Below are 23,519 nucleotides of genomic sequence, written 5' to 3'. Positions count from 1 at the left end.
ACCCGCCCGAAACGTCGGTGCGGCACGATAGGGGGATACGACGAAAGCCGTTGCCCCGCCGACTACAGGAGCGGAAGTTGACCACCGAGTTCGCGCGCCACGACCTGGCGAAAACCCCAAGTAGCGCAAGCGAACCCGACCGCGTTCGGGTGATCCGCGAGGGTGTGGCGTCCTATCTGCCCGACATCGACCCCGACGAGACGTCGGAATGGCTCGAGTCCTTCGACGAAATGCTGGAGCGCTCGGGGCCGGCGCGGGCGCGCTACCTGATGCTCCGGCTGCTCGAGCGCGCGGGCGACCAGCGGGTGGCCCTCCCGTCGCTGACGTCGACCGACTACGTCAACACCATCCCGACCGAGCTGGAGCCGTGGTTCCCCGGCGACGAGGACGTCGAACGCCGCTACCGGGCGTGGATCCGGTGGAACGCCGCGATCATGGTGCACCGCGCCCAGCGCCCGGGAATCGGCGTGGGCGGCCACATTTCGACCTACGCCTCGTCGGCGGCGCTCTACGAGGTCGGCTTCAACCACTTCTTCCGCGGCAAGTCGCACCCCGGCGGCGGGGACCAGGTCTTCATCCAGGGCCACGCCTCCCCCGGCATTTACGCGCGCGCCTTCCTCGAGGGCCGGCTCAGCGAGGAGCGGCTCGACGGCTTCCGCCAGGAGCACAGCCACGCCGGCGGCGGGCTGCCCTCCTACCCGCACCCGCGGCTGATGCCCGACTTCTGGGAGTTCCCGACCGTGTCGATGGGCCTGGGCCCGCTCAACGCCATCTATCAGGCGCGGTTCAACCACTACCTGCACGACCGCGGCATCAAGGACACCTCCGACCAGCACGTCTGGTGCTTCCTGGGCGACGGCGAGATGGACGAGCCCGAAAGCCGCGGCCTGGCCCACGTCGGCGCGCTCGAGGGCCTGGACAACCTGACCTTCGTGATCAACTGCAACCTGCAGCGCCTCGACGGCCCGGTGCGCGGCAACGGCAAGATCATCCAGGAGCTGGAGTCGTTCTTCCGCGGCGCCGGCTGGAACGTCATCAAGGTGGTCTGGGGCCGCGAGTGGGACGCCCTGCTGCACGCCGACAAGGACGGCGCGCTGGTCAACCTGATGAACACCACGCCCGACGGCGACTACCAGACGTACAAGGCCAACGACGGCGCCTACGTGCGCGACCACTTCTTCGGTCGCGACCCCCGCACCAAGGCGCTCGTCGAGCAGATGACCGATTCGGAGATCTGGAACCTCAAGCGCGGCGGCCACGACTACCGCAAGGTCTACGCCGCCTACCGCGCCGCCGTCGACCACAAGGGACAGCCGACGGTGATCCTGGCCAAGACCATCAAGGGCTACTCGCTGGGCGCGCACTTCCAGGGCCGCAACGCCACCCACCAGATGAAAAAGCTTGCGCTGCAAGACCTCAAGGACTTCCGCGACGCCATCCGGATCCCGATCAGCGACGCCCAGCTCGAAGAGGATCCCTACCTGCCGCCCTACTACCACCCCGGCCCGGACGCCCCGGAGATCCGCTACCTGCTCGACCGGCGCCGCGCGCTGGGCGGCTTCCTGCCCGAGCGCCGGACCAAGGCCAAGGCGCTTTCGCTGCCCGGCCGCGAGACCTACGCCGCGCTGAAGAAGGGGTCGGGCCACCAAGAGGTCGCCACCACCATGGCGACGGTGCGGACGTTCAAGGAAGTGTTGCGGCACAAGGAAGTTGGACCGCGGATCGTGCCGATCATTCCCGACGAGGCGCGCACGTTCGGGATGGACTCGTGGTTCCCGTCGCTGAAGATCTACAACCGCCTCGGCCAGCTGTACACCGCCGTCGACGCCGATCTGATGCTGGCCTACAAGGAAAGCGAAGTCGGCCAGATCCTGCACGAGGGCATCAACGAGGCGGGCTCGGTGGGCTCGTTCATCGCGGCCGGCACGTCGTACGCGACGCACAACGAGCCGATGATCCCGATCTACATCTTCTATTCGATGTTCGGGTTCCAGCGCACCGGCGACGGGCTGTGGGCCGCGGCCGACCAGATGGCGCGCGGCTTCCTGCTCGGCGCGACCGCGGGCCGCACCACGCTGACCGGTGAGGGCCTCCAGCACGCCGACGGCCACTCGTTGCTGCTGGCCGCCACCAATCCCGCGGCGGTGTCCTACGACCCGGCGTTCGCGTTCGAGATCGCCTACATCGTGGAGAGCGGGCTGGCCCGCATGTTCGGGGAGAACCCGGAGAACGTGTTCTTCTACATCACCATCTACAACGAGCCATACCCGCAGCCGCCCGAGCCGGACAACTTCGATCCCGAGGGTGTGCTGCGCGGCATCTACCGCTATCGCGTCGCCACCGAACAGCGGGCGAACAAGGCGCAGATCCTGGCCTCCGGAGTGGCCATGCCGTCGGCGCTGCAGGCGGCCGAAATGCTGGCCGCCGAGTGGGACGTCGCGGCCGACGTGTGGTCGGTGACCAGCTGGGGCGAGCTGAACCGCGACGGCGTCAGCGTCGAGCGGGCCCGGCTGCGCCACCCGGACCAGCCGGCCGGCACTCCCTACGTGACCCGCGCCCTCGCCGATGCCAGCGGCCCCGTGATCGCGGTGTCGGACTGGATGCGCGCCGTGCCCGAGCAGATCCGCCAATGGGTGCCGGGCACCTTCGTCACGCTGGGCACCGACGGGTTCGGCTTCTCCGACACCCGGCCCGCCGCGCGGCGCTTCTTCAACACCGACGCCGAGTCGCAGGTCGTCGCGGTGCTCGAGGCGCTGGCGCGCGACGGCGAGATCGACCCGTCCGTGCCGGTCGCGGCCGCCCGCCAGTACCGGATCGACGACGTCATGGCTGCGCCGGAGCAGACCTCCGACCCCGGCGTCGCCTGACGCCGGCCGCCTCCCTACCGCACACTCGGCCCGTCACCACACCCCAAAGCGCGCGACGCGGGCACACCTTTGGCGAATACTTCCAAAAAATGGCGTAGGTTTTAGGGGTGAACGACAACCCCTTCGCCGGCCCATTCGCCAAGCACCCGCGTTCACCGCTCGAGCTGCTGGACACGGTCCCGGAATCCCTGCTGCGCCGGCTGAAGCAGTACTCCGGCCGGCTGGCCACCGAGGCGGTGGCGGTCATGGGCGATCGGTTGCCGTTCTTCGCCGGCCTGGAGGCGTCGCAGCGGGCCAGCGTGGCCCTGGTGGTGCAGACGGCCATCAACAACTTCGTCGAGTGGATGCAGGACCCGCACAGCGACGTCAGCTACACCGCGCAGGCCTTCGAACTGGTGCCCCAGGACCTGGCCCGCCGCATCGCGTTGCGCGACACCGTGGACCTGGCCCGCGTCACCATGGAGTTCTTCGAGGAGGTCGTGCCCCTGGTGGCCCGCTCCGAGGAGCAGCTGACCGCCCTGACCGTGGGCATCCTGAAGTACAGCCGCGACCTGGCGTTCACCGCCGCCTCGTCCTACGCGAACGCGGCCGAGGCGCGCGGCACCTGGGACAGCCGGATGGAGGCCAGCGTCGTCGACGCGGTCGTTCGCGGCGACACCGGACCCGAACTGCTGTCCCGCGCCGCGGCCCTGAACTGGGACACCACCGCCCCGGCGACGGTCGTCGTCGGGATCCCCGCGCCCGCCCGGGACGGCGCGAACGGCGACAGCGGCAGCCAGCGGGCCAGCCAGGACGTCCGCGACATCGCCGCGCAGCACGGCCGCGCGGCGCTCACCGACGTGCACGGCACCTGGCTGGTGGCGATCGTGTCCGGCCAACTATCGCTAACCGACAAATTCCTGGGGGACCTTTTGAATGCGTTGTCGGACGGCCCGGTGGTCATCGGGCCGACGGCGCCGATGCTGACCGCGGCCTACCACAGCGCCAGCGAGGCGATCTCCGGGATGAACGCCGTCGCCGGGTGGCGGGGGGCGCCGCGGCCCGTGCTGGCCCGGGAGCTGCTCCCCGAACGCGCGCTGATGGGCGACGCGTCGGCGATCGTGGCGCTGCACACCGACGTGATGGGGCCGCTGGCGGACGCCGGGCCAACGCTGATCGAGACCCTCGACGCGTACTTAGATTGTGGCGGCGCGATTGAAGCTTGTGCCAGAAAGTTGTTCGTTCATCCAAACACGGTGCGCTACCGGCTCAAGCGCATCACCGACTTCACCGGGCGTGATCCCACCCAGCCGCGCGACGCATACGTCCTGCGTGTGGCCTCGACGGTGGGCCAGCTGAACTATCCCGCGCAGCCGTCCAGCATCGACAACACAGCCCTGGCGCCGGTCCCCCTACCGGCCAGGAGTGACGCTGCACGCGCGTCTGAGCGATAGTGATCCAGCCAACAGATCGCGGCGCGGTATCAAAACCGTAGCTTAGAGGGCGGTTTTGTAAGATGCATACAAAAACCTAAGACGAGGTTCATAATCTGTTACACCCGCCAAAACCGTTTCCACAGTGTTCTCTTAAACACGTGATTGCATTGCTTGCGCCCGGACAGGGTTCGCAGACGGAGGGGATGCTGTCGCCGTGGTTGGAGCTGCCAGGCGCCGCAGACCAGCTGGCCCTGTGGTCTAAGGCCAGCGGCCTGGACCTGGTTCGCCTCGGGACCACCGCATCGACCGAGGAAATCACCGACACCGCGGTCGCCCAGCCCCTGATCGTCGCGGCCACGCTGCTCGCGCACCAGGAGCTGACCAGGCGCGACCTGCTCGCCGGTGAAGAATTCATCGTCGCCGGGCACTCCGTCGGGGAAATCGCGGCCTACGCGATCGCCGGCGTGCTGGCCGCCGACGACGCCGTCGCGCTGGCCGCCACCCGCGGCGCCGAAATGGCCAAGGCCTGCGCCATCGAGCCCACCGGCATGTCCGCGGTGCTCGGCGGTGACGAGGCCGAGGTGCTGGGCCGCCTCGAGGAGCTCGAGCTGTTCCCGGCCAACCGCAACGCGCCCGGGCAGATCGTCGCCGCGGGCCCGCTGACCGCGCTGGAAAAGCTCGCCGAGGACCCGCCGGCCAAGGCGCGTGTGCGCGCCCTCGGCGTGGCCGGTGCCTTCCACACCAAGTACATGGCTCCGGCCCTGGACGGTTACGCCGCCGCGGCGGCCACCGTCACGACCGCCGAGCCGACCGCCACACTGCTGTCCAATCGGGACGGAAAGCCCGTCGCCTCGGCGGCGGCCGCGATGGACACGCTCGTTGCCCAGCTGACCCAGCCGGTGCGCTGGGACCTGTGCACCGAGTATCTGCGTGCGCATGATGTTTCGGCGATCGTGGAGTTCCCCCCGGCGGGGACGCTCACCGGCATCGCCAAACGCGAACTTCGGGGGGTTACGGCCCGTGCCGTGAAGTCACCCGCAGATCTGGACGAGTTGGCAGACCTCTAAACCGCCGGCTTTTCGCCAGAAAAATAAATACTGCAAACGTCAATCCGATTTGCACACAACACATTACGAAGGGAATAGGCCGTGGCCGTCACTCAGGAAGAAATTATCGCCGGTATCGCCGAGATCATCGAAGAGGTGACCGGTATCGAGCCGTCGGAGGTCACCCCGGAGAAGTCGTTCGTCGACGACCTGGACATCGACTCGCTGTCGATGGTCGAGATCGCGGTGCAGACCGAGGACAAGTACGGCGTCAAGATCCCCGACGAGGACCTCGCCGGCCTGCGCACCGTCGGTGACGTGGTCGCCTACATCCAGAAGCTCGAGGAAGAGGACCCCGAGGCCGCCGCAGCGCTGCGCGCCAAGCTGGAGTCGGAGAACCCCGAGGCTGTTGCCAACGTCAAGGCGAGGCTGGAAGCGGACAGCAAGTGACCAAGCCTTCCACTGCCAATGGCGGTTACCCCAGCGTTGTGGTAACCGCCGTCACGGCGACGACATCGATCGCGCCGGACATCGAGAGCACGTGGAAGGGCTTGTTGGCCGGCGAGAGCGGCATCCACGTACTCGAAGACGAGTTCGTCACCAAGTGGGACCTGCCCGTGAAGATCGGTGGACACCTCAAGGAGCCCATCGACAACCACATGGGCAGGCTCGACCTGCGCCGCATGTCCTACGTCCAGCGGATGGGCAAGCTGCTGTCCGGTCAGCTCTGGGAGAACGCCGGCAGTCCCGAGGTCGACCCCGACCGGTTTTCGGTCGTGGTCGGCACGGGCCTGGGTGGCGCCGAGCGGGTCATCGAGAGCTATGACCTGATGAACGAGGGCGGCCCCCGTAAGGTGTCGCCGCTCGCCGTTCAGATGATCATGCCCAACGGCGCCGCCGCGGTGGTGGGTCTGCAGCTCGGGGCCCGCGCCGGCGTGATGACCCCGGTCTCGGCGTGCTCGTCGGGTTCGGAGGCCATCGCCCACGCGTGGCGCCAGATCGTCATGGGGGATGCCGACGTCGCCGTCGCCGGTGGCGTCGAGGGGCCGATCGAGGCGCTGCCCATCGCGGCGTTCTCGATGATGCGGGCCATGTCGACCCGCAACGACGAGCCCGAGCGTGCCTCGCGTCCGTTCGACAAGGACCGCGACGGCTTCGTGTTCGGCGAGGCCGGGGCGCTCATGCTCATCGAGACGGAAGAGCACGCCAAGGCCCGCGGCGCCAAGCCGCTGGCCCGCCTGCTGGGTGCCGGTATCACCTCGGACGCCTTCCACATGGTGGCGCCCGCCGCGGACGGTGTTCGTGCCGGTCGTGCGATGACGCGGTCGTTGGAGCTGGCGGGCTTGTCCGCCAAGGACATTGACCACGTGAACGCGCACGGGACGGCGACACCGATCGGCGACGCCGCGGAGGCCAACGCGCTCCGTGTCGCCGGTTGCGAGCACGCCGCAGTGTATGCGCCGAAGTCGGCGCTGGGCCACTCGATCGGCGCGGTCGGCGCGCTGGAATCCGTTTTGACGGTATTGAGCCTTCGGGACGGCGTCATACCACCCACGTTGAATTACGAAACCCCGGATCCCGAGATCGACCTTGATGTGGTCGCGGGCGAACCTCGCTACGGCGAATTCCGTTACGCAATCAACAACTCGTTCGGCTTCGGTGGTCACAACGTGGCGCTCGCGTTTGGGCGCTACTAGGCAGCACGGAAGGAACGTTCGCTAAAGCCATGACGGAGCTGGTTACGGGGAAAGCACTCCCCAATGTAGTGGTTACCGGCGTTGCCATGACGACCGCACTCGCAACGGACGCCGAGAACACGTGGAAGATGTTGCTGGACAGCCAAAGCGGGATCCGCACCCTCGACGACCCGTTCGTCGAGGAGTTCGACCTGCCGGTGAAGATCGGCGGGCACCTGCTGGAGGAGTTCGACAGTCAGCTCACGCGAGTCGAGCTGCGCCGGATGGGCTACCTGCAGAAGATGTCCACCGTATTGAGCCGGCGCCTGTGGGAGAACGCCGGTAATCCCGAGCTCGACACCAACCGGTTGGCGGTCTCCATCGGGACCGGGCTGGGCTCGGCAGAGGAGCTCGTCTTCAGCTACGACGACCTGCGCGCTCGCGGCATGAAGGCGGTCTCACCACTGGCGGTGCAGAAGTACATGCCCAACGGCGCCGCCGCGGCTGTGGGACTGGAACGGCACGCCAAAGCCGGTGTGATGACGCCGATCTCGGCGTGTGCGTCCGGTTCGGAGGGCATCGCCCGTGCCTGGCAGCAGATCGTGCTCGGTGAGGCCGACGCCGCGATCTGCGGTGGCGTGGAAACGCGGATCGAGGCGGTGCCCATCGCCGGGTTCGCCCAGATGCGCATCGTGATGTCCACCAACAACGACGACCCCGCCGGTGCCTGCCGTCCATTCGACAAGGACCGCGACGGGTTCGTGTTCGGCGAGGCCGGAGCGCTCATGTTGATCGAGACCGAGGAGACCGCAAAGGCTCGCGGCGCCAACATCCTGGCCCGGATCATGGGGGCCAGCATCACCTCGGACGGCTTCCACATGGTGGCGCCGGACCCCAATGGGGAGCGCGCCGGCCATGCGATGTCCCGGGCAATCCAGCTCGCGGGCCTCACCCCCAACGACATCGACCACATCAACGCCCACGCCACGGGCACCCAGGTCGGCGACGTGGCCGAGGCTCGGGCCATCAACAAGGCGCTGGGCAGCAACAAGGCGGCGGTGTACGCACCCAAGTCCGCGCTCGGCCACTCGGTGGGTGCGGTCGGTGCGGTGGAGTCGATCTTGACGGTGCTCGCGTTGCGGGATCAGGTGGTCCCGCCGACACTTAACCTCGTAAACCTCGATCCGGAGATCGATTTGGACGTGGTGGCGGGCAAGCCGCGGCCGGGCGACTACAAGTACGCGATCAACAACTCGTTCGGATTCGGCGGTCACAACGTGGCGATCGCCTTCGGGCGGTACTAACCCCGCCCTATAGCCCGGGCACACTCGGAAACAGGAGACCCGCGATGACAATCATGGCCCCCTCGTCGGTTGGTGAGTCGCTCGACCCCCGGGACCCGTTGCTGCGCCTGAGCAATTTCTTCGACAACGGCAGCGTGGAGCTCCTGCACGAGCGTGACCGCTCGGGCGTGCTGGCCGCCTCGGGGACCGTGAATGGGCTGCGCACCATCGCGTTCTGCACGGACGGCACGGTGATGGGCGGCGCGATGGGCATCGAGGGGTGCACGCACATCGTCAACGCCTACGACACCGCCATCGAGGAACAGAGCCCGATCGTGGGCATCTGGCACTCCGGCGGGGCGCGGTTGGCCGAGGGGGTCCGGGCGCTGCACGCGGTCGGGCTGGTGTTCGAGGCCATGATCCGCGCGTCGGGCTACATTCCGCAGGTCTCGGTCGTCGTCGGCTTCGCCGCCGGCGGCGCCGCCTACGGACCGGCGCTGACGGACGTCGTCGTGATGGCGCCCGAGAGCCGGGTGTTCGTCACCGGGCCCGACGTGGTGCGCAGCGTCACCGGCGAGGACGTCGACATGGCGTCGCTCGGCGGCCCGGAGACGCACCACAAGAAGTCCGGGGTGTGCCACATCGTCGCCGACGACGAGCTCGACGCCTACGAGCGGGGCCGCCGGTTGGTCGGATTATTCTGCCAGCAAGGGCATTTCGACCGCAGCAAGGCCGAGGCCGGGGACACCGACATCCACGCGCTGCTGCCCGAGTCGGCGCGACGGGCCTACGACGTGCACCCGATCGTGACCGCGCTCCTCGACTCGGACACCGCTTTCGACGAGTTCCAGGGCCACTGGGCGCCGTCCATGGTGGTCGGGCTGGGCCGGCTGGCCGGCCGCACAGTCGGCGTGCTGGCCAACAACCCGCTGCGCCTCGGCGGCTGCCTGAACTCCGAAAGCGCCGAGAAGGCGGCACGTTTCGTGCGGCTGTGCGACGCCTTCGGGATTCCGCTGATCGTGGTGGTCGACGTGCCCGGTTACCTGCCGGGCGTCGACCAGGAGTGGGGCGGCGTGGTGCGCCGCGGCGCCAAGCTGCTGCACGCGTTCGGCGAGGCCACCGTCCCCCGGGTCACCCTGGTCACCCGAAAGACATACGGCGGGGCCTACATTGCGATGAACTCCCGCTCGCTGAACGCGACCAAGGTGTTCGCGTGGCCGGACGCCGAGGTCGCCGTGATGGGCGCCAAGGCGGCCGTCGGCATCCTGCACAAGAAGAAGCTGGCCGCCGCGGCCGACCACGAACGCGAGGCGCTGCACGACGAGTTGGCCGCCGAGCACGAGCGGATCGCCGGCGGCGTCGACAGCGCCATCGAGATCGGCGTGGTCGACGAGAAGATCGACCCGGCGCACACCCGCAGCAAGATCACCGAGGCGTTGGCCCAGGCGCCGGCGCGCCGCGGACGCCACAAGAACATCCCGCTGTAGCTCGCCTTTTTACCGCGAGCAGACGCAGAATCGCACAAGCGCGCGCTGCGCAGTGCGATTCTGCGTCTGCTCGGCCGTCTATCCCCAGCGGTGACTCGCCAATTCGGCGTGCTCCTCGCATGCTCTGGCGGTGCATGCTGGAGCGCTCGCAGTCCTACAGCAGGCTGGCGGGTTCGCCACTACCGCCCAGTTGCTGACGGTAATGACCCGGCAGCAGCTCGATGTCCAAGTTCGAAACGGAGGCCTCAAACGCGTCTGGTATGGGGTTTACGCCGCTAAGGAGCCAGATCTTTCAGGTCGCCTGACCGCGTTGGACATCTTTATGGGGCAGCACGCCGTTGTGTGCATGAACACAGCCGCCGCCTTGTACGGCTTCGACACGGAAGGCGCGACCGCAATCCACATACTCGATCCTGGCGTACGAATGCGTCCCGTAGTCGGCCTGATGGTTCACCAACGTACTGGCGCCCCATTGCAACGGATAGCAGGGCGTCTCGCGACCAGACCTGCCTGGACGGCTGTCGAAGTCGCGAGGCAGTTGCCGCGTCCTCGCGCAATCGCAACACTTGACGCCGCATTGCGTTCGATGCGTTGCAGCCGTGCTGAACTCGAATGTGCGGTCGCCGAGCAGCGGGGCCGCCGCGGGATAGTGGCCGTGCGGGGACTTCTTCCCTTTGCCGACGGACGTGCGGAATCCGCGATGGAAAGCGAAGCCCGGCTTGTGATGATCGACCACGGGCTCCCGCTCCCTGAACTTCAATACCCAATTCTTGGTCGCGCCGGTGAATTGTGGCGAGTCGACTTTGCATGGCCGGACATGCGCGTAGCGGCTGAATACGAAAGCATCGAGTGGCATGCGGGACGCAGCGAGATGCTCCGAGACAAAACAAGATCGGGCAGCATCCAGGAACTAGGATGGACGATCATTCCTATCGTCGTCCTCGATGTAAGACGCGAACCCGAGCGACTTGCCATGCGCATCGCCACCCATTTGGACCGTGCACGCAAAGCCGGTTAACGATGGCGAGCAGACGCAGAATCGCACAAAAGACCCTCGCGCAGTGCGATTCTGCGTCTGCTCGCGGTGGAATCTCAGCCGACGCCGACGTTCCCCTCGACGCGGTGGTGCTCGATCCCAGGCAGGCCACCGTTTCCAAACGCGGCGGGTCGGTCATGGCGCGCGGCCGAGGATCCGGCACAGCGCCCGGCCGAGCTCGTCCCCGGGCGAACGCGGGAGCTCGTCGGCCCGCCAGGCGACGAAGTCGTCGGGGCGCACCAACAACGCCCCGTCGGGCGCGAGTCCCGTCGCGGCGGCCCACGCGCCGTCGGCATCGAGCGCGGTTCCGATGCGCCGCACGGTGATTGGGACGCCGGCGGCCTTCGACGCGCAGGTCGCCGCGTCCGACCACGCCGCATCGTCGTCTCCGGTGAGCAGCGTGAAGCCAGGCCCGAGCAGATCGAGGGTCGAGACCCGCTTCCCGTCGTCGGTAACCCAGGCGTGCGGGACGCGGGTGCCGGGCTGCCCGCGCAATTCTTCCACCAGTGACACGGCGTCGGCATCCGGTGGAACGGGATCGTCGGAAACCACCGCGGCAGAACGGTATCGGTATCCGATGAGCACCGCGAACATGGGCGCCTCTTCGTCCGGCGGCAATAGCGGCCGGTCGTCGTCCAACCGCAAGAAGGCCAGCGACGGCCCGGTGAGCGACTGGCGCGCGTTGAAGCGCCCGACCGGGTGCCGCTCGGCATGGTAGGTGCCCAATAAGGCCGGGTCGGCGGTCCCGTTCAAGACGGCGGCCAGCTTCCAGGCCAGGTTGTGCGCGCTCTGGATGGCCGTGTTGGCCCCGCCGGCCTTGAACGGCGGCATGGTGTGGGCCGAATCGCCGACGAGAAACACTCGGCCGCAGCGGAATTGGTCGGCGACCCGCTCGTACGGCTGCCAGGATGCCACGTCGATGACTTCCACGTCGATCGGCTCGCCGATCGCTTTCGTCAGCATCTCGCGGCACCGCTGCGCGGTGAACTGTTCGGCGGATTCGCCGCGGGCGGGAAAGTAGGTGTTGATGAACATTCCGAGGTCGTCGCGCACCGGCAGAAAGATGCCCTCCACGTCCGGGTTTTTGACTTGGATGCCGTCGCCCGCACCGAGGTCGCGGGCGAATTGTCGCCATGGCGCCCGGAAGTAGACGAACACGACATAGATCGGCAGTGCCCCGTAGCCGGAGGTCGTCACGCCCAGCGCATCCCGGATCGGGCTGTGTACGCCGTCGGCGGCGACGAGATAGTCAGCGCGTATCGTCTCGGTCGCGCCCGACTCGCGATCGCGGATGACCGCGGTGACGCCGCTTTCGTCCTGGTCGAACGAGTCCAACTGCGTGTTGTAGCGCGCCTCGCTACCGTGTCCACGGATGTGGGTGAGGAGGACCGGTTCGAAGGCACTCTGCGGGCAGTACTGGCCGCCGGGCTCCGGGCTCAGATCCTTGAACGGCGCGAAGATCGCGTTGACGTCGAGCGCCTGACGCTGTTCGGCGCTGTTGAGCGTCGGCTTGGTCAGCATGTCGGAAACGCCGTGGGCGATCGCGTGGACCTCGTCGGCCAATCCGAGGCCACGCAGGATCTCCAGGGTGCGGAAGCTCAGGTTGCGCGCTTTCGGGTAGATGAACACCTCACCGCGCCTTTCGACCACCAGCGAGCGAACACCGTGTTTTGCGAGCAGTGCGGAGGTGGCCAGCCCGGCGGCTCCCGCGCCGACGATCAGCACCGGGACATGCGTGACGTTCATCGTTCGTCTCCCATCTAGACGGAACGGATTAGTTCCGTCTAGACCCAATGTGGCACGGCGCGGCGGAATGCGCAACAACTACGGCGCCGGCCCCCCGGCCATCGGCAAGATCACGTCTTCGAGCATGCGCCGGACATAGACCCGGTCGATCGGCCGTCCGGTAATCACCCGCAGCACGTTGAGGCCCAGCGCGACGTCGGGGATCAGGCTCAGGTCGCGGCCGGCCGGAATTTCCCCGCGAGCCACCGCGTGGTCGAGCACCGCGCGGACCACCTGTCGCGGGGTCGACAACACCAGGTCGTCCAGGGCGGCCGCCAGGACGGGGTTGTGCATTGCCGCCGTCGCCACCCCGACAACCACGCGAATCATATGTGTATCAGCGTCATTCAGGTCAGGAGTGGCCGCAGCCAGCGCGTCTATGTCACCACGAAGGCTGCCGGTGTCGGGCGGTTCGATGGGTCCCAGCCGCCGCCGCCAATGCGCGATCGCATCGGCGACCACCACCTCCTTCGACGGCCAGCGACGATAGATCGCCGCCTTCCCGACGCCGGCGCGCGACGCGACGTCGTCCATGCTCAACCGGTCATAGCCGACGTCGGCGACACCGGCCAGGGTCGCGTCGAGGATGGCCGCGTCCAGCGATCGATCCAGGCGTCCCGGGCTCCGGGTCCGGCTCGACGCGCTGGCCTGGCCGCTTTCGGGCTTCATAACGTTCCTAACGATACGGGCTAGTTCCGTTCAATGATATCCTCAGCCGACGCGCGCTACGAATTCCTCGGCCACGCCCGCCGCCCGCTCGCGATCGCGCGCCACCAGCCCGATCCGGGTCCGCCGGTCCAGGATGTCGCCGACGCCCAGCGCGCCCTCGTGAGTGACGGCGTACTCGAACTCCGCCCGGGTCACGTCGATGCCCTCCGCGACGGGGTCGGTCGGTCGATCGCAGCTCGCGCTCGCGATGACGTGGGGCGCCTCCGCGCCGTACCGCGCCACCAGCGACGCGGGCAATCCGGCGCAAAGCCGATCGCCCGACCCGGGATTGCCCGGCGCCCCGATCAGCGGCAGGTCACGGGTCCGGCAGCCGCCCGCGCTCAGCCCCCGCCGGCCGACGGCGAAGTCCAGGACATCCTCGGCCATGTGCCGGTATTCGGTCAGCTTGCCGCCGATGATGCTGATGACGCCGGACGGCGCCTCGAGGACGGCGTGCTCGCGCGACACATCGGCGGTGCGGCCCTCGCCAGTGTCGATGAGCGGGCGCAGCCCGGCGTAGGCGCCGATCACGTCGGCCGTGCCGAGCGCCATGCCCAACGCCGTGTTCACCGTGTCCAGCAGGAACGTGATCTCTTCGGCCGACGGCTCCGGCACGTCGGGAATCGGGCCGGGCGCGTCTTCGTCGGTGAGGCCCAGATAGACCCGGCCCAGCTGCTCGGGCATCGCGAACACGAAGCGGTTGAGCTCACCGGGAATCGGAACCGTAAGGGCCGCAGTCGGATTCCCGAACACCCCAGCGTCGAAGACGAGGTGCGTCCCGCGGCTGGGCCGCAGCCGCAGCGAATCGTCGATCTCGGCCGCCCACACCCCGGCCGCGTTGATGACCGCGCGGGCCGACACGTCGAACGACTGCCCCGTCCGCTGATCGGTCAGCCGCACCGAGGTGCCGGACGCCTCCGAGGCCGCGACGTAGGTCAGGATGCGCGCGCCGTGTTGCGCCGCGGTCCGCGCGACCGCCGTGACCAGCCGGGCGTCGTCGATCAACTGCCCGTCGTAGGCCAGCAAGCCGCCGTCGAGGCCGTCGCGCCGGACCGTGGGCGCCATCTCCACGGCGCGCCCCGCCGAAATCCGCCGCGACCGGGGCAGCACCGACGAAGGCGTGCCCGCCAGCGCCCGCAGCCCATCGCCGGCCAGGAACCCGGCGCGCACCAACGCGCGCTTGGTGTGACTCAGCGAGGGCAACAACGGCACCAGCTGCGGCATCGCGTGGACGAGATGAGGGGCGTTGCGCGTCATCAGGATTCCGCGCTCGATGGCGCTGCGCCGGGCGATGCCGACGTTGCCGGTCGCCAGGTAGCGCAGACCGCCGTGGACCAGCTTGGAACTCCACCGGCTGGTGCCGAACGCCAGGTCGTGTTTTTCCACCAGCGCCACCCGCAGCCCCCGCGACGCGGCGTCCAGGGCGATCCCCACGCCGGTGATGCCGCCACCGATCACGACGATGTCCAGCGGCGCCCCATCGGCGAGTGCAGTCAGATCAGCGGCTCGCCGCGCCGCGTTCAAGGCCGTCACGACAGGTATCCATTCAGCGAGTACGCGAGCTCGGCGGCCAGCGCGTCGGCATCGAGGATCGGGCGGACGATGCGTTCCGACTGGATGGTCGACTGCGCGATGAGCAACACCATCGTGGCCATCTGTAGCGGATCGCCGGCACGGACGCTGCCGTGGCGCTGGGCCGCGCGCAGCCGCTCGGCCAGGGCGTCGATCAGCATCTGCTGGCTGGCCCCGAGGCGCTCGGTGATGTAGATCGGCGCCAGCTCCGAATGCATCACCGACATCACCAGCTCGTCGTGACGCAGCAGATCGGCGACCGTAACGATCTGTCGCACCAGCGATTCCCGGTCGTCGCCCTGTAGCGGCGCGTCGCGCATCACGCCGACGATGCGCTGGGTCAGCAGCGCCGCGACTATCGACTTGGTGTCCGGCCAGCGGCGGTACACGGTGGGCCGGCTGACACCGGCCCGCCGGGCGATCTCCGCCAAGGTGACCCGGTCCACCCCGAAGTCCACGACGCAGCTGGCCGCCGCCGACAGGATCCGGTCGCGGGTATCCGGCGGAGCGTTACTGGTTGACAGCATGTGTAATACTGTAACGCATGACGCACGCCGAGCAACTCCTCCCGCCGATGAAATGGAACGCGTGGGGGGATCCCGCCGCTGCCAAGCCGCTCTCCGAGGGCATTCGCTCGCTGCTGAAACAGGCTGTGGGACTGCAGGATTCGGACCTACCCGACATCGATGCCGACCAGGTGAAGCTGCGCCCCTCGGCCCTGTCGCCCGCCCACAAAGAGGCGCTGGCCGGCATCGTGGGCGCCGAGTACTGCCGCACCGATGGCCGCGATCGGCTGCTGCGGGCGGGCGGCAAGTCCACGCTCGACCTGCTGCGCCGAAAGGACACCGGGGTTCAGGACGCCCCCGACGCCGTGTTGCTCCCTGCAGACGACGACGCGGTCGGCGCGGTCCTGCGCTATTGCTCCGAGCATCGCATCGCCGTGATCCCGTTCGGCGGCGGCACCAGCGTGGTCGGCGGTCTCGACCCCGGCCGCGGCGAATTCGGCGCCGTGGTGTCGCTCGACCTGCGCCGCCTCGACCGGCTCATCGATCTCGACGAGGTGTCCGGCCAGGCCGTTTTCGGGGCCGGGGTCACCGGGCCGGACGCCGAACGCCTGCTCGGCGAACACGGGTTTTCGCTCGGGCACTTCCCGCAGAGCTTCGAGTACGCCACCATCGGCGGATTCGCCGCGACACGGTCCTCCGGTCAGGACTCGGCCGGCTACGGCCGGTTCAACGACATGGTTCGCGGCCTGCGGATGGTCACGCCCGTGGGCACGATGGACCTGGGCCGCGCACCGGAATCGGCCGCGGGCCCCGACCTGCGCCAGCTGCTGCTCGGCTCCGAGGGGGCGTTCGGCGTCATCACCCAGGTGCGCCTGCGCGTGCACCGAATCCCCGAGGCCGTGCGCTACGAGGCGTGGTCGTTCCCCGATTTCGAAACCGGGGCCGCGGCCCTGCGCGCCGTCACCCAGGATGCCACCGGCCCCACCGTCATTCGGCTCTCCGACGAGATCGAGACCGGGGTCAACCTCGCCACCACCGAGGCCATCGGCGAAAGCCAGATCACCGGCGGCTGCCTGGGCATCACCGTGTTCGAGGGCACCAAGGAGCATGTCGAGAGCCGGCACGCCGAGACCAGCGCACTGTTGGCGACGACGGGCGGCACGTCACTGGGCGAAGCGCCGGCGCAGGCCTGGGAGCGCGGGCGGTTCGCCGCGCCGTACCTGCGCGACTCGCTGCTGTCCGCCGGCGCGCTGTGCGAGACCCTCGAGACCGCCACCGACTGGTCGAACGTTCCGAGGCTGAAAGCCGCTGTCACCGACGCGCTTACCAGCGCGCTGGCCGAATCCGGCACACCCGCGCTGGTGATGTGCCACATCTCGCACGTCTACCCCACCGGCGCTTCGCTCTACTTCACCGTCGTCGCCGGGCAGCGCGGCAACCCGATCGAGCAGTGGTGGGCCGCCAAGAAGGCCGCCTCGGACGCGATCGTCGCCGCCGGCGGAACAATCACCCACCATCATTCGGTCGGCGCCGACCACCGGCCCTGGATGCGCGACGAGGTCGGCGAGCTGGGCGTGCAGGTCCTGCGCGCGGTCAAGGCGACGCTCGACCCGGCGGGAATCCTCAACCCCGGCAAGCTGATTCCGTGAACGCCAAGCGCGAGATCGGCAAAGTGACCGCGCTGACCAACCCCGTCTCCGGTCACGGCGCCGCGATCCGCGCCGCGCAGGTCGCGATCGCCCGGCTGCACGAGCGCGGCGTGCAGGTCACCGAGATCATCGGCGACGACGCCGAGGACGCGCGCCACCTCGTCGCCACCGAAATCGAACGGGGAACCGACGCGGTCATGGTCACCGGCGGCGACGGCGTCGTCTCCAACGCGCTGCAGGTGCTGGCCGGCACCGACGTTCCGCTGGGCATCATCCCGGCTGGCACCGGCAACGACCACGCCCGCGAATTCCGCATTCCCACCAAGGATCCCGAGGCCGCCGCGGACGTCGTCGCCGACGGCTGGACCGAAACCATCGACCTCGGCCGGATCCAATGGGACGACACCGAGAAGTGGTTCGGCACCGTCGCGGCCACCGGCTTCGACTCCCTGGTGACCGACCGCGCCAACCGGATGACCTGGCCGCACGGGCGGTTGCGCTACTACATCGCGATGCTGGCCGAGCTGTCGCAGCTGCGGCTCTTGCCGTTCCGCATGGTGCTCGACGGCACGCAGGAGATCGACGCGGACATCACGCTGGCGGCCTTCGGCAATACCCGCAGCTACGGCGGCGGCCTGTTGATCTGTCCCAACGCCGACCCCACCGACGGCCTGCTCGACATCACCATGGCGCATTCGGCGTCGCGCACGAAGTTGGTCCGCCTGTTCCCCACCGTCATGAAGGGCACGCACGTCGACCTCGACGAGGTCACCACCGCGCGCGCCAAGACGATCCACGTCGAGTGCCCCGGCATCAACGTCTACGCCGACGGCGACTTCGCCTGCGCGCTGCCCGCCGAGATTTCCGCGGTTCCCGCCGCGGCGCGGATCCTGCGGCCTACCCGACGCCCCGGCTGAGCCAGGTCACTTCCCCGGCGTCGCCACCGTCGCGATACACCTCGAGCGCCTCGTCCCACGCCGTCCCCAGCACGGAATCCAGCTCGGCGGCCAGATAGTCGGCGCCCTGGGCCATCATCGACCGCAGCCGCATCTCCCCGACCATGACGTCGCCGTTGGCGCTCATCGACCCGCTCCACAGACCGAGCTGCGGGGTGTGGCTGAACCGCTGGCCGTCGACCCCCGGGCTCGGGTCCTCGGTGACCTCGAACCGCAGCACCGACCAGGAGCGCAGGGCATTGGCCAACCGGGCGCCGGTGCCCACCGGCCCGACCCAGTTGGTGACCGCGCGCAGCTGCCCGGGCATCGCCGGCTGCGGCGTCCAGACCAGGTTGGCCTTGGACTGCAGGGTCGACGACAACGCCCACTCGACATGCGGGCACACCGCCGCGGGCGAGGCGTGGACGTACACCACGCCAGTCGTCACGTCGGCAAATTGATTCGACGCACGCATCTCCTGCTCCTTCGGTTCCACGAGGGACGTCTTCCCCAACGACCTGGTGGACCCGTGCAAGCGGGATGCATGTAAATTTTTGTGTCCTGCGTGTCTATTGTGCCCTCTGATGCCCCTGTTGCGCTAGTGTGCGGAGTGGTCAAATATCACTGCGTCTGAAAGCGCAGGCCACGGCTCGAGCGCCCAGTCGCCGAAATCGCGGTCCGTGAGCACCACCAGTGCCAGGTCCGCCTCCGGATCCGCCCAGATAAACCCGCCTGACTGGCCGAAATGTCCGTACGTCCGCGCCGAGTTACGCGACCCCGTCCAGTGCGGCGATTTGGCGTCCCGGATCTCGAAACCCAGGCCCCAGTCGTTGGGCCGCTGCACCCCGTAACCGGGCAGGACGCCGTCCAGGCCGGGAAATTGCACGCTCGTGGCCTCGGCGTGCAGCTCCGCCGACACCGTGGCCGGGCGCAGCAGCTCGCCGGCGAAGGTGGCCAGGTCGGCGACCGTGGATGTCGCGCCGAACCCAGCGGCCGCGGCGCCGCCGTTCAGCCGGGTCGTCGCCATGCCGAGCGGTTCGCATACCGCCTCGGCGAGGTAGCGGCCGAATTCGATCCCCGACTCCGCCTCCAGGGTTTGGGCCAGCACGGTGAAGCCCTGATTTGAATACATCCGGCGGGTGCCCGGCTTGGCCAGCACCCGATCGTTGTGCATCGCCAGGCCCGACGCGTGCGCCAGCAGGTGCCGGACCGTGGAGCCGGGCGGGCCGGCCGGGGTGTCCAGCTCGACGACCCCCTCCTCGACGGCGATCTGCGCGGCCCGGGCCACCAGCGGCTTGGTCACCGAGGCCAGCTCGAAGACCCGCCCGGCGTCGCCGTAGCTGGCCAGCACTCCGGCGGGCCCGACGACCGCGGCGGCCGCGGCCGCCACCGGCCAGTCGGCGATGCGCTCGAGGGCCGACATCACTTCCTGGCGATGTAGTAGTTGTTGATCGGATCGCCCTCGACCTCGGTCACCCGGACGTCGTCGAATCCGGCGTCGGCGAGCATCGAGGTGGCCAGCTGCGTCCCCCACGCGGTGCCCAGCCCGACGCCGTCCAGCGCCAGCGACACCGTCATGCAGTGCATCAGCGACACGGTGTAGAGGTAGGTGCTCATCGGGATGTCGACGTTCTCCTCGAGCCGGCTCGACGCCTTGATGTCGGCCATCAGGAAAACCCCGCCGGGCCGCAGCGCGCGGTAGATGTTCTCGAGCACCCGCGCCGGCTGCGCCTGGTCGTGGATGGCGTCGAACGTGGTGATCACGTCGTAGGCGTCTTGCTTGTCCAGGTCGGTCAGATTGTGCGCCTCGAAAGTCGCGTTGGTCAGGCCGAGGCGAGCCGCCTCGGCGACGCCGTTCGCGATCGCCTCGTCGGAGAAGTCGATGCCGGTGAACCGGCTCGCCGGGAACGCCTGTGCCATCACGTTGATCGCGTGTCCGCTGCCGCAGCCGAAGTCGGCCACGTCGGCCCCGGAGCGCAGGCGATCGGGCAGGCCGTCGACCAACGGCAGCACGACGTCGACGAGCGCGATGTCGAACACCGCGGCGCTCTGCTCGGCCATCAGCGCGTGGAAGCGCGGGAATTCGCTGTACGCCAGCCCGCCGCCCGCGCGGAAGCAGTCGACGATCTTCTGCTCCACCTCGCCGAGGTGCGGGATGAACAGGGCTACCAGGGCAAGGTTGTGCGGGCCGGCGGCACGCGTGAGGGCGGCCGCCCGATGCGCGGGCAACGTGTAGGTGGCGGTGGCCGGGTCGTACTCGACGACGTGCCCGGTGACCATGCCGGCCAGCCACTCCCGCACATAGCGTTCGTTGAGGCCGGCGGCCTCGGCGATCTGTGCGCTGGTGGCTGGCGGCATCCCGGCCAGCGTGTCCAGCAGGCCGGTCTGGTGCCCGATGCTCAGCAGGAGGGTCAGGCTCGCGCCGTCGATGGCGGCGACCATTCGCCCTGCGAATTCCTCTGTGGTTTCGGAGATCTTCTCTGGTGCTGTCACATCCAGCGACGCTACACCGGGTCTTTTCACTGGGCGGGCGGCCAATTGCGCGAGGCATTACCCCCGTCAGTAGGTTGGTGCCATGAGTCAGACAGTGCGCGGAGTCATTTCACGCAAGAAGGGCGAACCCGTCGAGCTGGTCAACATCGTCGTCCCCGACCCCGGACCCGGCGAGGCGGTGGTCGACGTCATCGCCTGCGGGGTCTGCCACACAGACCTGACCTACCGCGAGGGCGGCATCAACGACGAGTACCCGTTCCTGTTGGGCCACGAAGCCGCCGGGCGCGTCGAGGCGGTCGGGCCGGGCGTGACGGCCGTCGAGCCGGGCGACTTCGTGATCCTGAACTGGCGCGCCGTGTGCGGGCAGTGCCGGGCCTGCAAGCGCGGCCGGCCGCAGTATTGCTTCGACACGTTCAACGCCGAACAGAGGATGACGCTGACCGACGGCACGGAACTGACGCCGGCGCTGGGCATCGGAGCGTTCGCCGACAAGACGCTGGTGCATTCCGGCCAGTGCACCAAGGTCGACCCGCAGGCCGACCCCGCGGTCGCCGGCCTGCTGGGCTGCGGCGTAATGGCCGGGATCGGCGCCGCCATCAACACCGGGGCGGTGACGCGTGACGACACCGTCGCCGTGATCGGTTGCGGCGGTGTGGGCGACGCCGCCATCGCGGGGGCCGCGCTGGTCGGGGCCCGGCGGATCATCGCCGTCGACACCGACAACACGAAACTGGACCTGGCCCGCAAGTTCGGCGCCACCCACACGATCAACGCCCGCGAATTCGACGTGGTGAAGACGATCCAGGATCTGACCGACGGCTTCGGCGTCAACGTGGCGATCGACGCCGTGGGCCGGCCCGAAACCTGGCAGCAGGCCTTCTACGCCCGCGATCTCGCGGGAACCGTTGTGCTGGTTGGTGTTCCGACGCCGGACATGCGCCTGGACATGCCGCTGGTGGACTTCTTCAGCCACGGCGGGTCGCTGAAGTCGTCGTGGTACGGCGACTGCCTGCCCGAGCGCGACTTCCCCACCCTGATCGACCTGTACCTGCAGGGCCGGCTGCCGCTGGACAAGTTCGTCTCCGAGCGCATCGGGCTCGACGGCGTCGAGGAAGCGTTCCACAAGATGCATGGCGGCAAGGTGTTGCGTTCGGTGGTGGTGCTCTGATGGTGAGCATCGATCGGGTGGTGACCCACGGCACGTTCGAATTGGACGGCGGCAGTTGGGAAGTCGACAACAACATCTGGCTGATCGGCGACAATTCCAATGTCGTGGTGTTCGATGCCGCGCACGACGCGGCGCCGATCGTCGAGGCCGTGGGTGGCCGCCACGTCGTCGCGGTGGTGTGCACGCACGGCCACAACGACCACGTGACGGTCGCGCCGGAACTCGGCGAGACGCTCGACGCACCGGTGCTGCTACATCCGGCCGACGAGGTGCTGTGGCGAATGACGCACCCGGACAAAGACTTCCGCTCCATTTCCGACGGCCTGACGCTGAGCGTGGGAGGGACGGAGCTGCGGGCGCTGCACACCCCGGGCCACTCCCCCGGATCCGTGTGTTGGTATTCGCATGACCTGGGCGTCGTGTTCAGCGGCGACACCCTGTTCTCCGGCGGTCCCGGCGCGACCGGCCGCTCGTACTCCGATTTCCCGACGATCCTGCAGTCCATCTCCGAGCGCCTCGGCACGCTGCCCGGCGACACCGTCGTACACACCGGTCACGGCGACAGCACCACCATCGGCGACGAGATCGTGCACTACGAGGAGTGGGTGGCGCGCGGCCACTAGGTCCAGCGTCTTACATCAAACCGGTCAATTTCGTCATACTCGTATATTGTCACGATTAGTGATAATCTTGCGTCGGCAACGAGGAGACGAAGCATGAAGATCACGGTGTTCGGGGCGACGGGCGGCGTCGGCCGCGAGGTCGTAAAGCAAGGGCTGGGACGCGGTTACGGCGTGACCGCCGTCGTACGGGATGCCGGCCGGCTCGGCATGACAGATCCAGCGCTGGACGTCGTCACCGTCACCGCGCTGGACGATCCGGGTACCCTCGTCCCCGCGATCCGCGGCAGCGACGCCGTGCTGTCGGCCCTCGGCCCGCGTGGACGAAAAGACGGCCCCGTCGTGAGCAGCAGCACCCGCGCGATCCTGGCGGCGATGAACGCCTGCTCGACAAAGCGATTCGTCGCCGTCAGCGCGCTGCCGGTGGGCCCGACGGCCGAGGGCGAGCGCCTGACGACGCGCTGGGTGTTGCTCCCTGTGCTGAAAACCGTCCTGGGAAACGTCTATGCCGACCTCGCCGAGACGGAATCCCTCCTGCAGCAAAGCGAAACCGACTGGACCGTCGTGCGTCCGCCCCGGCTCGTGGACCAACCCCTCACCGGCAATTACCGCACGGTGGTGGGCGCCAACGTGGCCCGCGGCTCGGCCATCTCGAGGGCGGACGTTGCGCACGCCATGCTCGACGCTCTGGGATCGGCACGGACGATCCGGCAGCCGCTCGGCGTGGCGTATTGATTATCCTGACCCGTGACAATCCTGGCCGATGTTAGCCTTGGCCAATGACTGAACAGGGCTCCGGCATCACCGAACTCGACGAACGGATCCCATTTCTGCTCTCGCAGCTGGGCGCCCATGTCAGCAGCGATTTCCAGCGCCGGCTGGCGCCGATCGGAGCCGACCCGCGCACGTATGCGGTGCTGGTGGCGTTGGCCAGTTCCGACGGGCAGTCGCAGCGCGAGCTTTCCGAGCGCCTCGGCATTCACCGCAATGCCATGGTCATGGTCATCGACGGCCTCGAGCAACGCGGGCTGGCCAAACGGTTGACCCATCCCGACGACAGACGCGCGGTGGCCGTGACGCTCACCGCCAAGGCCCGCCGCCTGCTGCCGGCCCTGGACGACCAGGGCCGTGAGCTCGAAGACGAGATCGCCGCGCCGCTGTCCGCCAAGGAGCGGGCCACGCTGCGGGGACTTTTGCAGCGGGTCGCCGCCGGGGCGGGGCTCATCCCGGGAATCCACCCGCACTTGGCCTGATCACCGGGCGCCCCACCACT

Annotated in this window: 21 protein-coding genes; 14 read left to right on the top strand and 7 right to left on the bottom strand. The window is 68.5% G+C overall.

Annotated features, from left to right (window positions below; genetic code table 11):
• Positions 1-77: 77 nt before the first annotated feature.
• From aceE to AC5Y2S_RS26490, 8 genes are all read left to right on the top strand, one after another.
• A complete protein-coding gene (gene aceE / locus AC5Y2S_RS26525; protein WP_499959421.1) occupies positions 78-2,867 on the top strand; it encodes a pyruvate dehydrogenase (acetyl-transferring), homodimeric type in 2,790 nt (929 codons plus the stop codon).
• 107 nt (positions 2,868-2,974) lie between these two features.
• Entirely contained in the window at positions 2,975-4,300 is a 1,326-nt protein-coding gene (locus AC5Y2S_RS26520) for a PucR family transcriptional regulator (RefSeq protein WP_499959420.1), read from the top strand.
• A gap of 140 nt (positions 4,301-4,440) precedes the next feature.
• Positions 4,441-5,349 carry an ACP S-malonyltransferase gene (locus tag AC5Y2S_RS26515; RefSeq protein WP_499959418.1) on the top strand — a complete coding sequence of 303 codons (909 nt, stop codon included), beginning with the start codon at positions 4,441-4,443 and terminating at the stop codon, positions 5,347-5,349.
• Positions 5,350-5,430: 81 nt separating this feature from the next.
• Complete coding sequence (gene acpM / locus AC5Y2S_RS26510) at positions 5,431-5,778, top strand: meromycolate extension acyl carrier protein AcpM (RefSeq protein WP_499907201.1); 348 nt, start codon at positions 5,431-5,433, stop codon at positions 5,776-5,778.
• Positions 5,775-7,025, top strand: a complete 1,251-nt coding sequence (gene kasA, locus AC5Y2S_RS26505; protein WP_499959416.1) for a 3-oxoacyl-ACP synthase KasA — start codon at positions 5,775-5,777, stop codon at positions 7,023-7,025. The genes acpM and kasA overlap by 4 nt, the downstream gene beginning before the upstream one ends.
• 29 nt (positions 7,026-7,054) lie before the next feature.
• Entirely contained in the window at positions 7,055-8,308 is a 1,254-nt protein-coding gene (kasB, locus tag AC5Y2S_RS26500) for a 3-oxoacyl-ACP synthase KasB (protein WP_499959415.1), read from the top strand.
• Positions 8,309-8,352: 44 nt separating this feature from the next.
• Entirely contained in the window at positions 8,353-9,774 is a 1,422-nt protein-coding gene (locus tag AC5Y2S_RS26495; protein ID WP_499907207.1) for an acyl-CoA carboxylase subunit beta, read from the top strand.
• 130 nt (positions 9,775-9,904) lie between these two features.
• On the top strand, positions 9,905-10,792 hold the full coding sequence (locus AC5Y2S_RS26490; RefSeq protein ID WP_499959413.1) for a type IV toxin-antitoxin system AbiEi family antitoxin: 888 nt from the start codon (positions 9,905-9,907) through the stop codon (positions 10,790-10,792).
• A 153-nt stretch (positions 10,793-10,945) separates the two neighbouring features.
• Here AC5Y2S_RS26490 and AC5Y2S_RS26485 read toward each other — a convergent pair whose 3' ends face one another.
• The 4 genes from AC5Y2S_RS26485 to AC5Y2S_RS26470 form a co-directional block, all read right to left on the bottom strand.
• Positions 10,946-12,556, bottom strand: coding sequence for an FAD-dependent monooxygenase (locus AC5Y2S_RS26485; RefSeq protein WP_499959412.1), 1,611 nt, complete (start codon positions 12,554-12,556; stop codon positions 10,946-10,948).
• A 78-nt stretch (positions 12,557-12,634) separates the two neighbouring features.
• Positions 12,635-13,264, bottom strand: coding sequence for a TetR/AcrR family transcriptional regulator (locus AC5Y2S_RS26480; RefSeq protein ID WP_499907592.1), 630 nt, complete (start codon positions 13,262-13,264; stop codon positions 12,635-12,637).
• A gap of 42 nt (positions 13,265-13,306) precedes the next feature.
• Positions 13,307-14,845 (bottom strand): glycerol-3-phosphate dehydrogenase/oxidase, encoded by a 1,539-nt coding sequence (locus tag AC5Y2S_RS26475; RefSeq protein ID WP_499959521.1) that lies wholly within the window; start codon positions 14,843-14,845, stop codon positions 13,307-13,309.
• The gene (locus AC5Y2S_RS26470; RefSeq protein WP_499907590.1) at positions 14,833-15,402 is read right to left on the bottom strand and encodes a TetR/AcrR family transcriptional regulator; all 570 of its coding nucleotides are present in this window, start codon (positions 15,400-15,402) and stop codon (positions 14,833-14,835) included. The genes AC5Y2S_RS26475 and AC5Y2S_RS26470 overlap by 13 nt, the downstream gene beginning before the upstream one ends.
• Before the next feature lie 47 nt (positions 15,403-15,449).
• Between AC5Y2S_RS26470 and AC5Y2S_RS26465 the strand changes: the two genes are divergently transcribed.
• The gene (locus AC5Y2S_RS26465) at positions 15,450-17,030 is read left to right on the top strand and encodes an FAD-binding oxidoreductase (protein WP_499959519.1); all 1,581 of its coding nucleotides are present in this window, start codon (positions 15,450-15,452) and stop codon (positions 17,028-17,030) included.
• Positions 17,027-17,947 carry a diacylglycerol kinase gene (locus AC5Y2S_RS26460; RefSeq protein ID WP_499959410.1) on the top strand — a complete coding sequence of 307 codons (921 nt, stop codon included), beginning with the start codon at positions 17,027-17,029 and terminating at the stop codon, positions 17,945-17,947. Before AC5Y2S_RS26465 ends, AC5Y2S_RS26460 begins: the two co-directional genes overlap by 4 nt.
• On the opposite strand, the gene AC5Y2S_RS26455 is transcribed toward AC5Y2S_RS26460, so the two are convergent.
• The 3 genes from AC5Y2S_RS26455 to AC5Y2S_RS26445 form a co-directional block, all read right to left on the bottom strand.
• A complete protein-coding gene (locus tag AC5Y2S_RS26455; protein WP_067160110.1) occupies positions 17,928-18,440 on the bottom strand; it encodes a DUF3145 domain-containing protein in 513 nt (170 codons plus the stop codon). The two genes, AC5Y2S_RS26460 and AC5Y2S_RS26455, sit on opposite strands and share 20 nt — an antisense overlap.
• Before the next feature lie 123 nt (positions 18,441-18,563).
• Positions 18,564-19,388 carry a serine hydrolase domain-containing protein gene (locus AC5Y2S_RS26450; protein WP_499959408.1) on the bottom strand — a complete coding sequence of 275 codons (825 nt, stop codon included), beginning with the start codon at positions 19,386-19,388 and terminating at the stop codon, positions 18,564-18,566.
• On the bottom strand, positions 19,388-20,407 hold the full coding sequence (locus AC5Y2S_RS26445) for a methyltransferase domain-containing protein (protein WP_499959516.1): 1,020 nt from the start codon (positions 20,405-20,407) through the stop codon (positions 19,388-19,390). Before AC5Y2S_RS26445 ends, AC5Y2S_RS26450 begins: the two co-directional genes overlap by 1 nt.
• A 133-nt stretch (positions 20,408-20,540) precedes the next feature.
• Between AC5Y2S_RS26445 and AC5Y2S_RS26440 the strand changes: the two genes are divergently transcribed.
• From AC5Y2S_RS26440 to AC5Y2S_RS26425, 4 genes are all read left to right on the top strand, one after another.
• Entirely contained in the window at positions 20,541-21,626 is a 1,086-nt protein-coding gene (locus AC5Y2S_RS26440) for an S-(hydroxymethyl)mycothiol dehydrogenase (protein WP_499959407.1), read from the top strand.
• Positions 21,626-22,249 (top strand): MBL fold metallo-hydrolase, encoded by a 624-nt coding sequence (locus AC5Y2S_RS26435; protein WP_499959406.1) that lies wholly within the window; start codon positions 21,626-21,628, stop codon positions 22,247-22,249. The genes AC5Y2S_RS26440 and AC5Y2S_RS26435 overlap by 1 nt, the downstream gene beginning before the upstream one ends.
• Before the next feature lie 93 nt (positions 22,250-22,342).
• A complete protein-coding gene (locus AC5Y2S_RS26430) occupies positions 22,343-22,981 on the top strand; it encodes an NAD(P)-dependent oxidoreductase (protein WP_499959404.1) in 639 nt (212 codons plus the stop codon).
• A 44-nt stretch (positions 22,982-23,025) separates the two neighbouring features.
• Entirely contained in the window at positions 23,026-23,499 is a 474-nt protein-coding gene (locus AC5Y2S_RS26425; RefSeq protein ID WP_499907576.1) for a MarR family winged helix-turn-helix transcriptional regulator, read from the top strand.
• Positions 23,500-23,519 lie beyond the last annotated feature (20 nt).

The sequence above is a fragment of the Mycobacterium sp. NGS69 genome (assembly GCF_059812165.1).
This window is presented reverse-complemented; position numbering and strand designations above follow the sequence as displayed.

Bases quoted from the DNA above. Each gene is read 5' to 3' on its own strand.
- kasB (WP_499959415.1), top strand. From the start codon at position 7,055: ATGACGGAGCTGGTTACGGGGAAAGCACTCCCCAATGTAGTGGTTACC.
- AC5Y2S_RS26495 (WP_499907207.1), top strand. From the start codon at position 8,353: ATGACAATCATGGCCCCCTCGTCGGTTGGTGAGTCGCTCGACCCCCGG.
- AC5Y2S_RS26485 (WP_499959412.1), bottom strand. From the start codon at position 12,556: ATGAACGTCACGCATGTCCCGGTGCTGATCGTCGGCGCGGGAGCCGCC.
- AC5Y2S_RS26480 (WP_499907592.1), bottom strand. From the start codon at position 13,264: ATGAAGCCCGAAAGCGGCCAGGCCAGCGCGTCGAGCCGGACCCGGAGC.
- AC5Y2S_RS26470 (WP_499907590.1), bottom strand. From the start codon at position 15,402: ATGCTGTCAACCAGTAACGCTCCGCCGGATACCCGCGACCGGATCCTG.
- AC5Y2S_RS26465 (WP_499959519.1), top strand. From the start codon at position 15,450: ATGAAATGGAACGCGTGGGGGGATCCCGCCGCTGCCAAGCCGCTCTCC.
- AC5Y2S_RS26455 (WP_067160110.1), bottom strand. From the start codon at position 18,440: ATGCGTGCGTCGAATCAATTTGCCGACGTGACGACTGGCGTGGTGTAC.
- AC5Y2S_RS26450 (WP_499959408.1), bottom strand. From the start codon at position 19,388: ATGTCGGCCCTCGAGCGCATCGCCGACTGGCCGGTGGCGGCCGCGGCC.
- AC5Y2S_RS26445 (WP_499959516.1), bottom strand. From the start codon at position 20,407: ATGGTCGCCGCCATCGACGGCGCGAGCCTGACCCTCCTGCTGAGCATC.
- AC5Y2S_RS26440 (WP_499959407.1), top strand. From the start codon at position 20,541: ATGAGTCAGACAGTGCGCGGAGTCATTTCACGCAAGAAGGGCGAACCC.
- AC5Y2S_RS26435 (WP_499959406.1), top strand. From the start codon at position 21,626: ATGGTGAGCATCGATCGGGTGGTGACCCACGGCACGTTCGAATTGGAC.
- AC5Y2S_RS26430 (WP_499959404.1), top strand. From the start codon at position 22,343: ATGAAGATCACGGTGTTCGGGGCGACGGGCGGCGTCGGCCGCGAGGTC.
- AC5Y2S_RS26425 (WP_499907576.1), top strand. From the start codon at position 23,026: ATGACTGAACAGGGCTCCGGCATCACCGAACTCGACGAACGGATCCCA.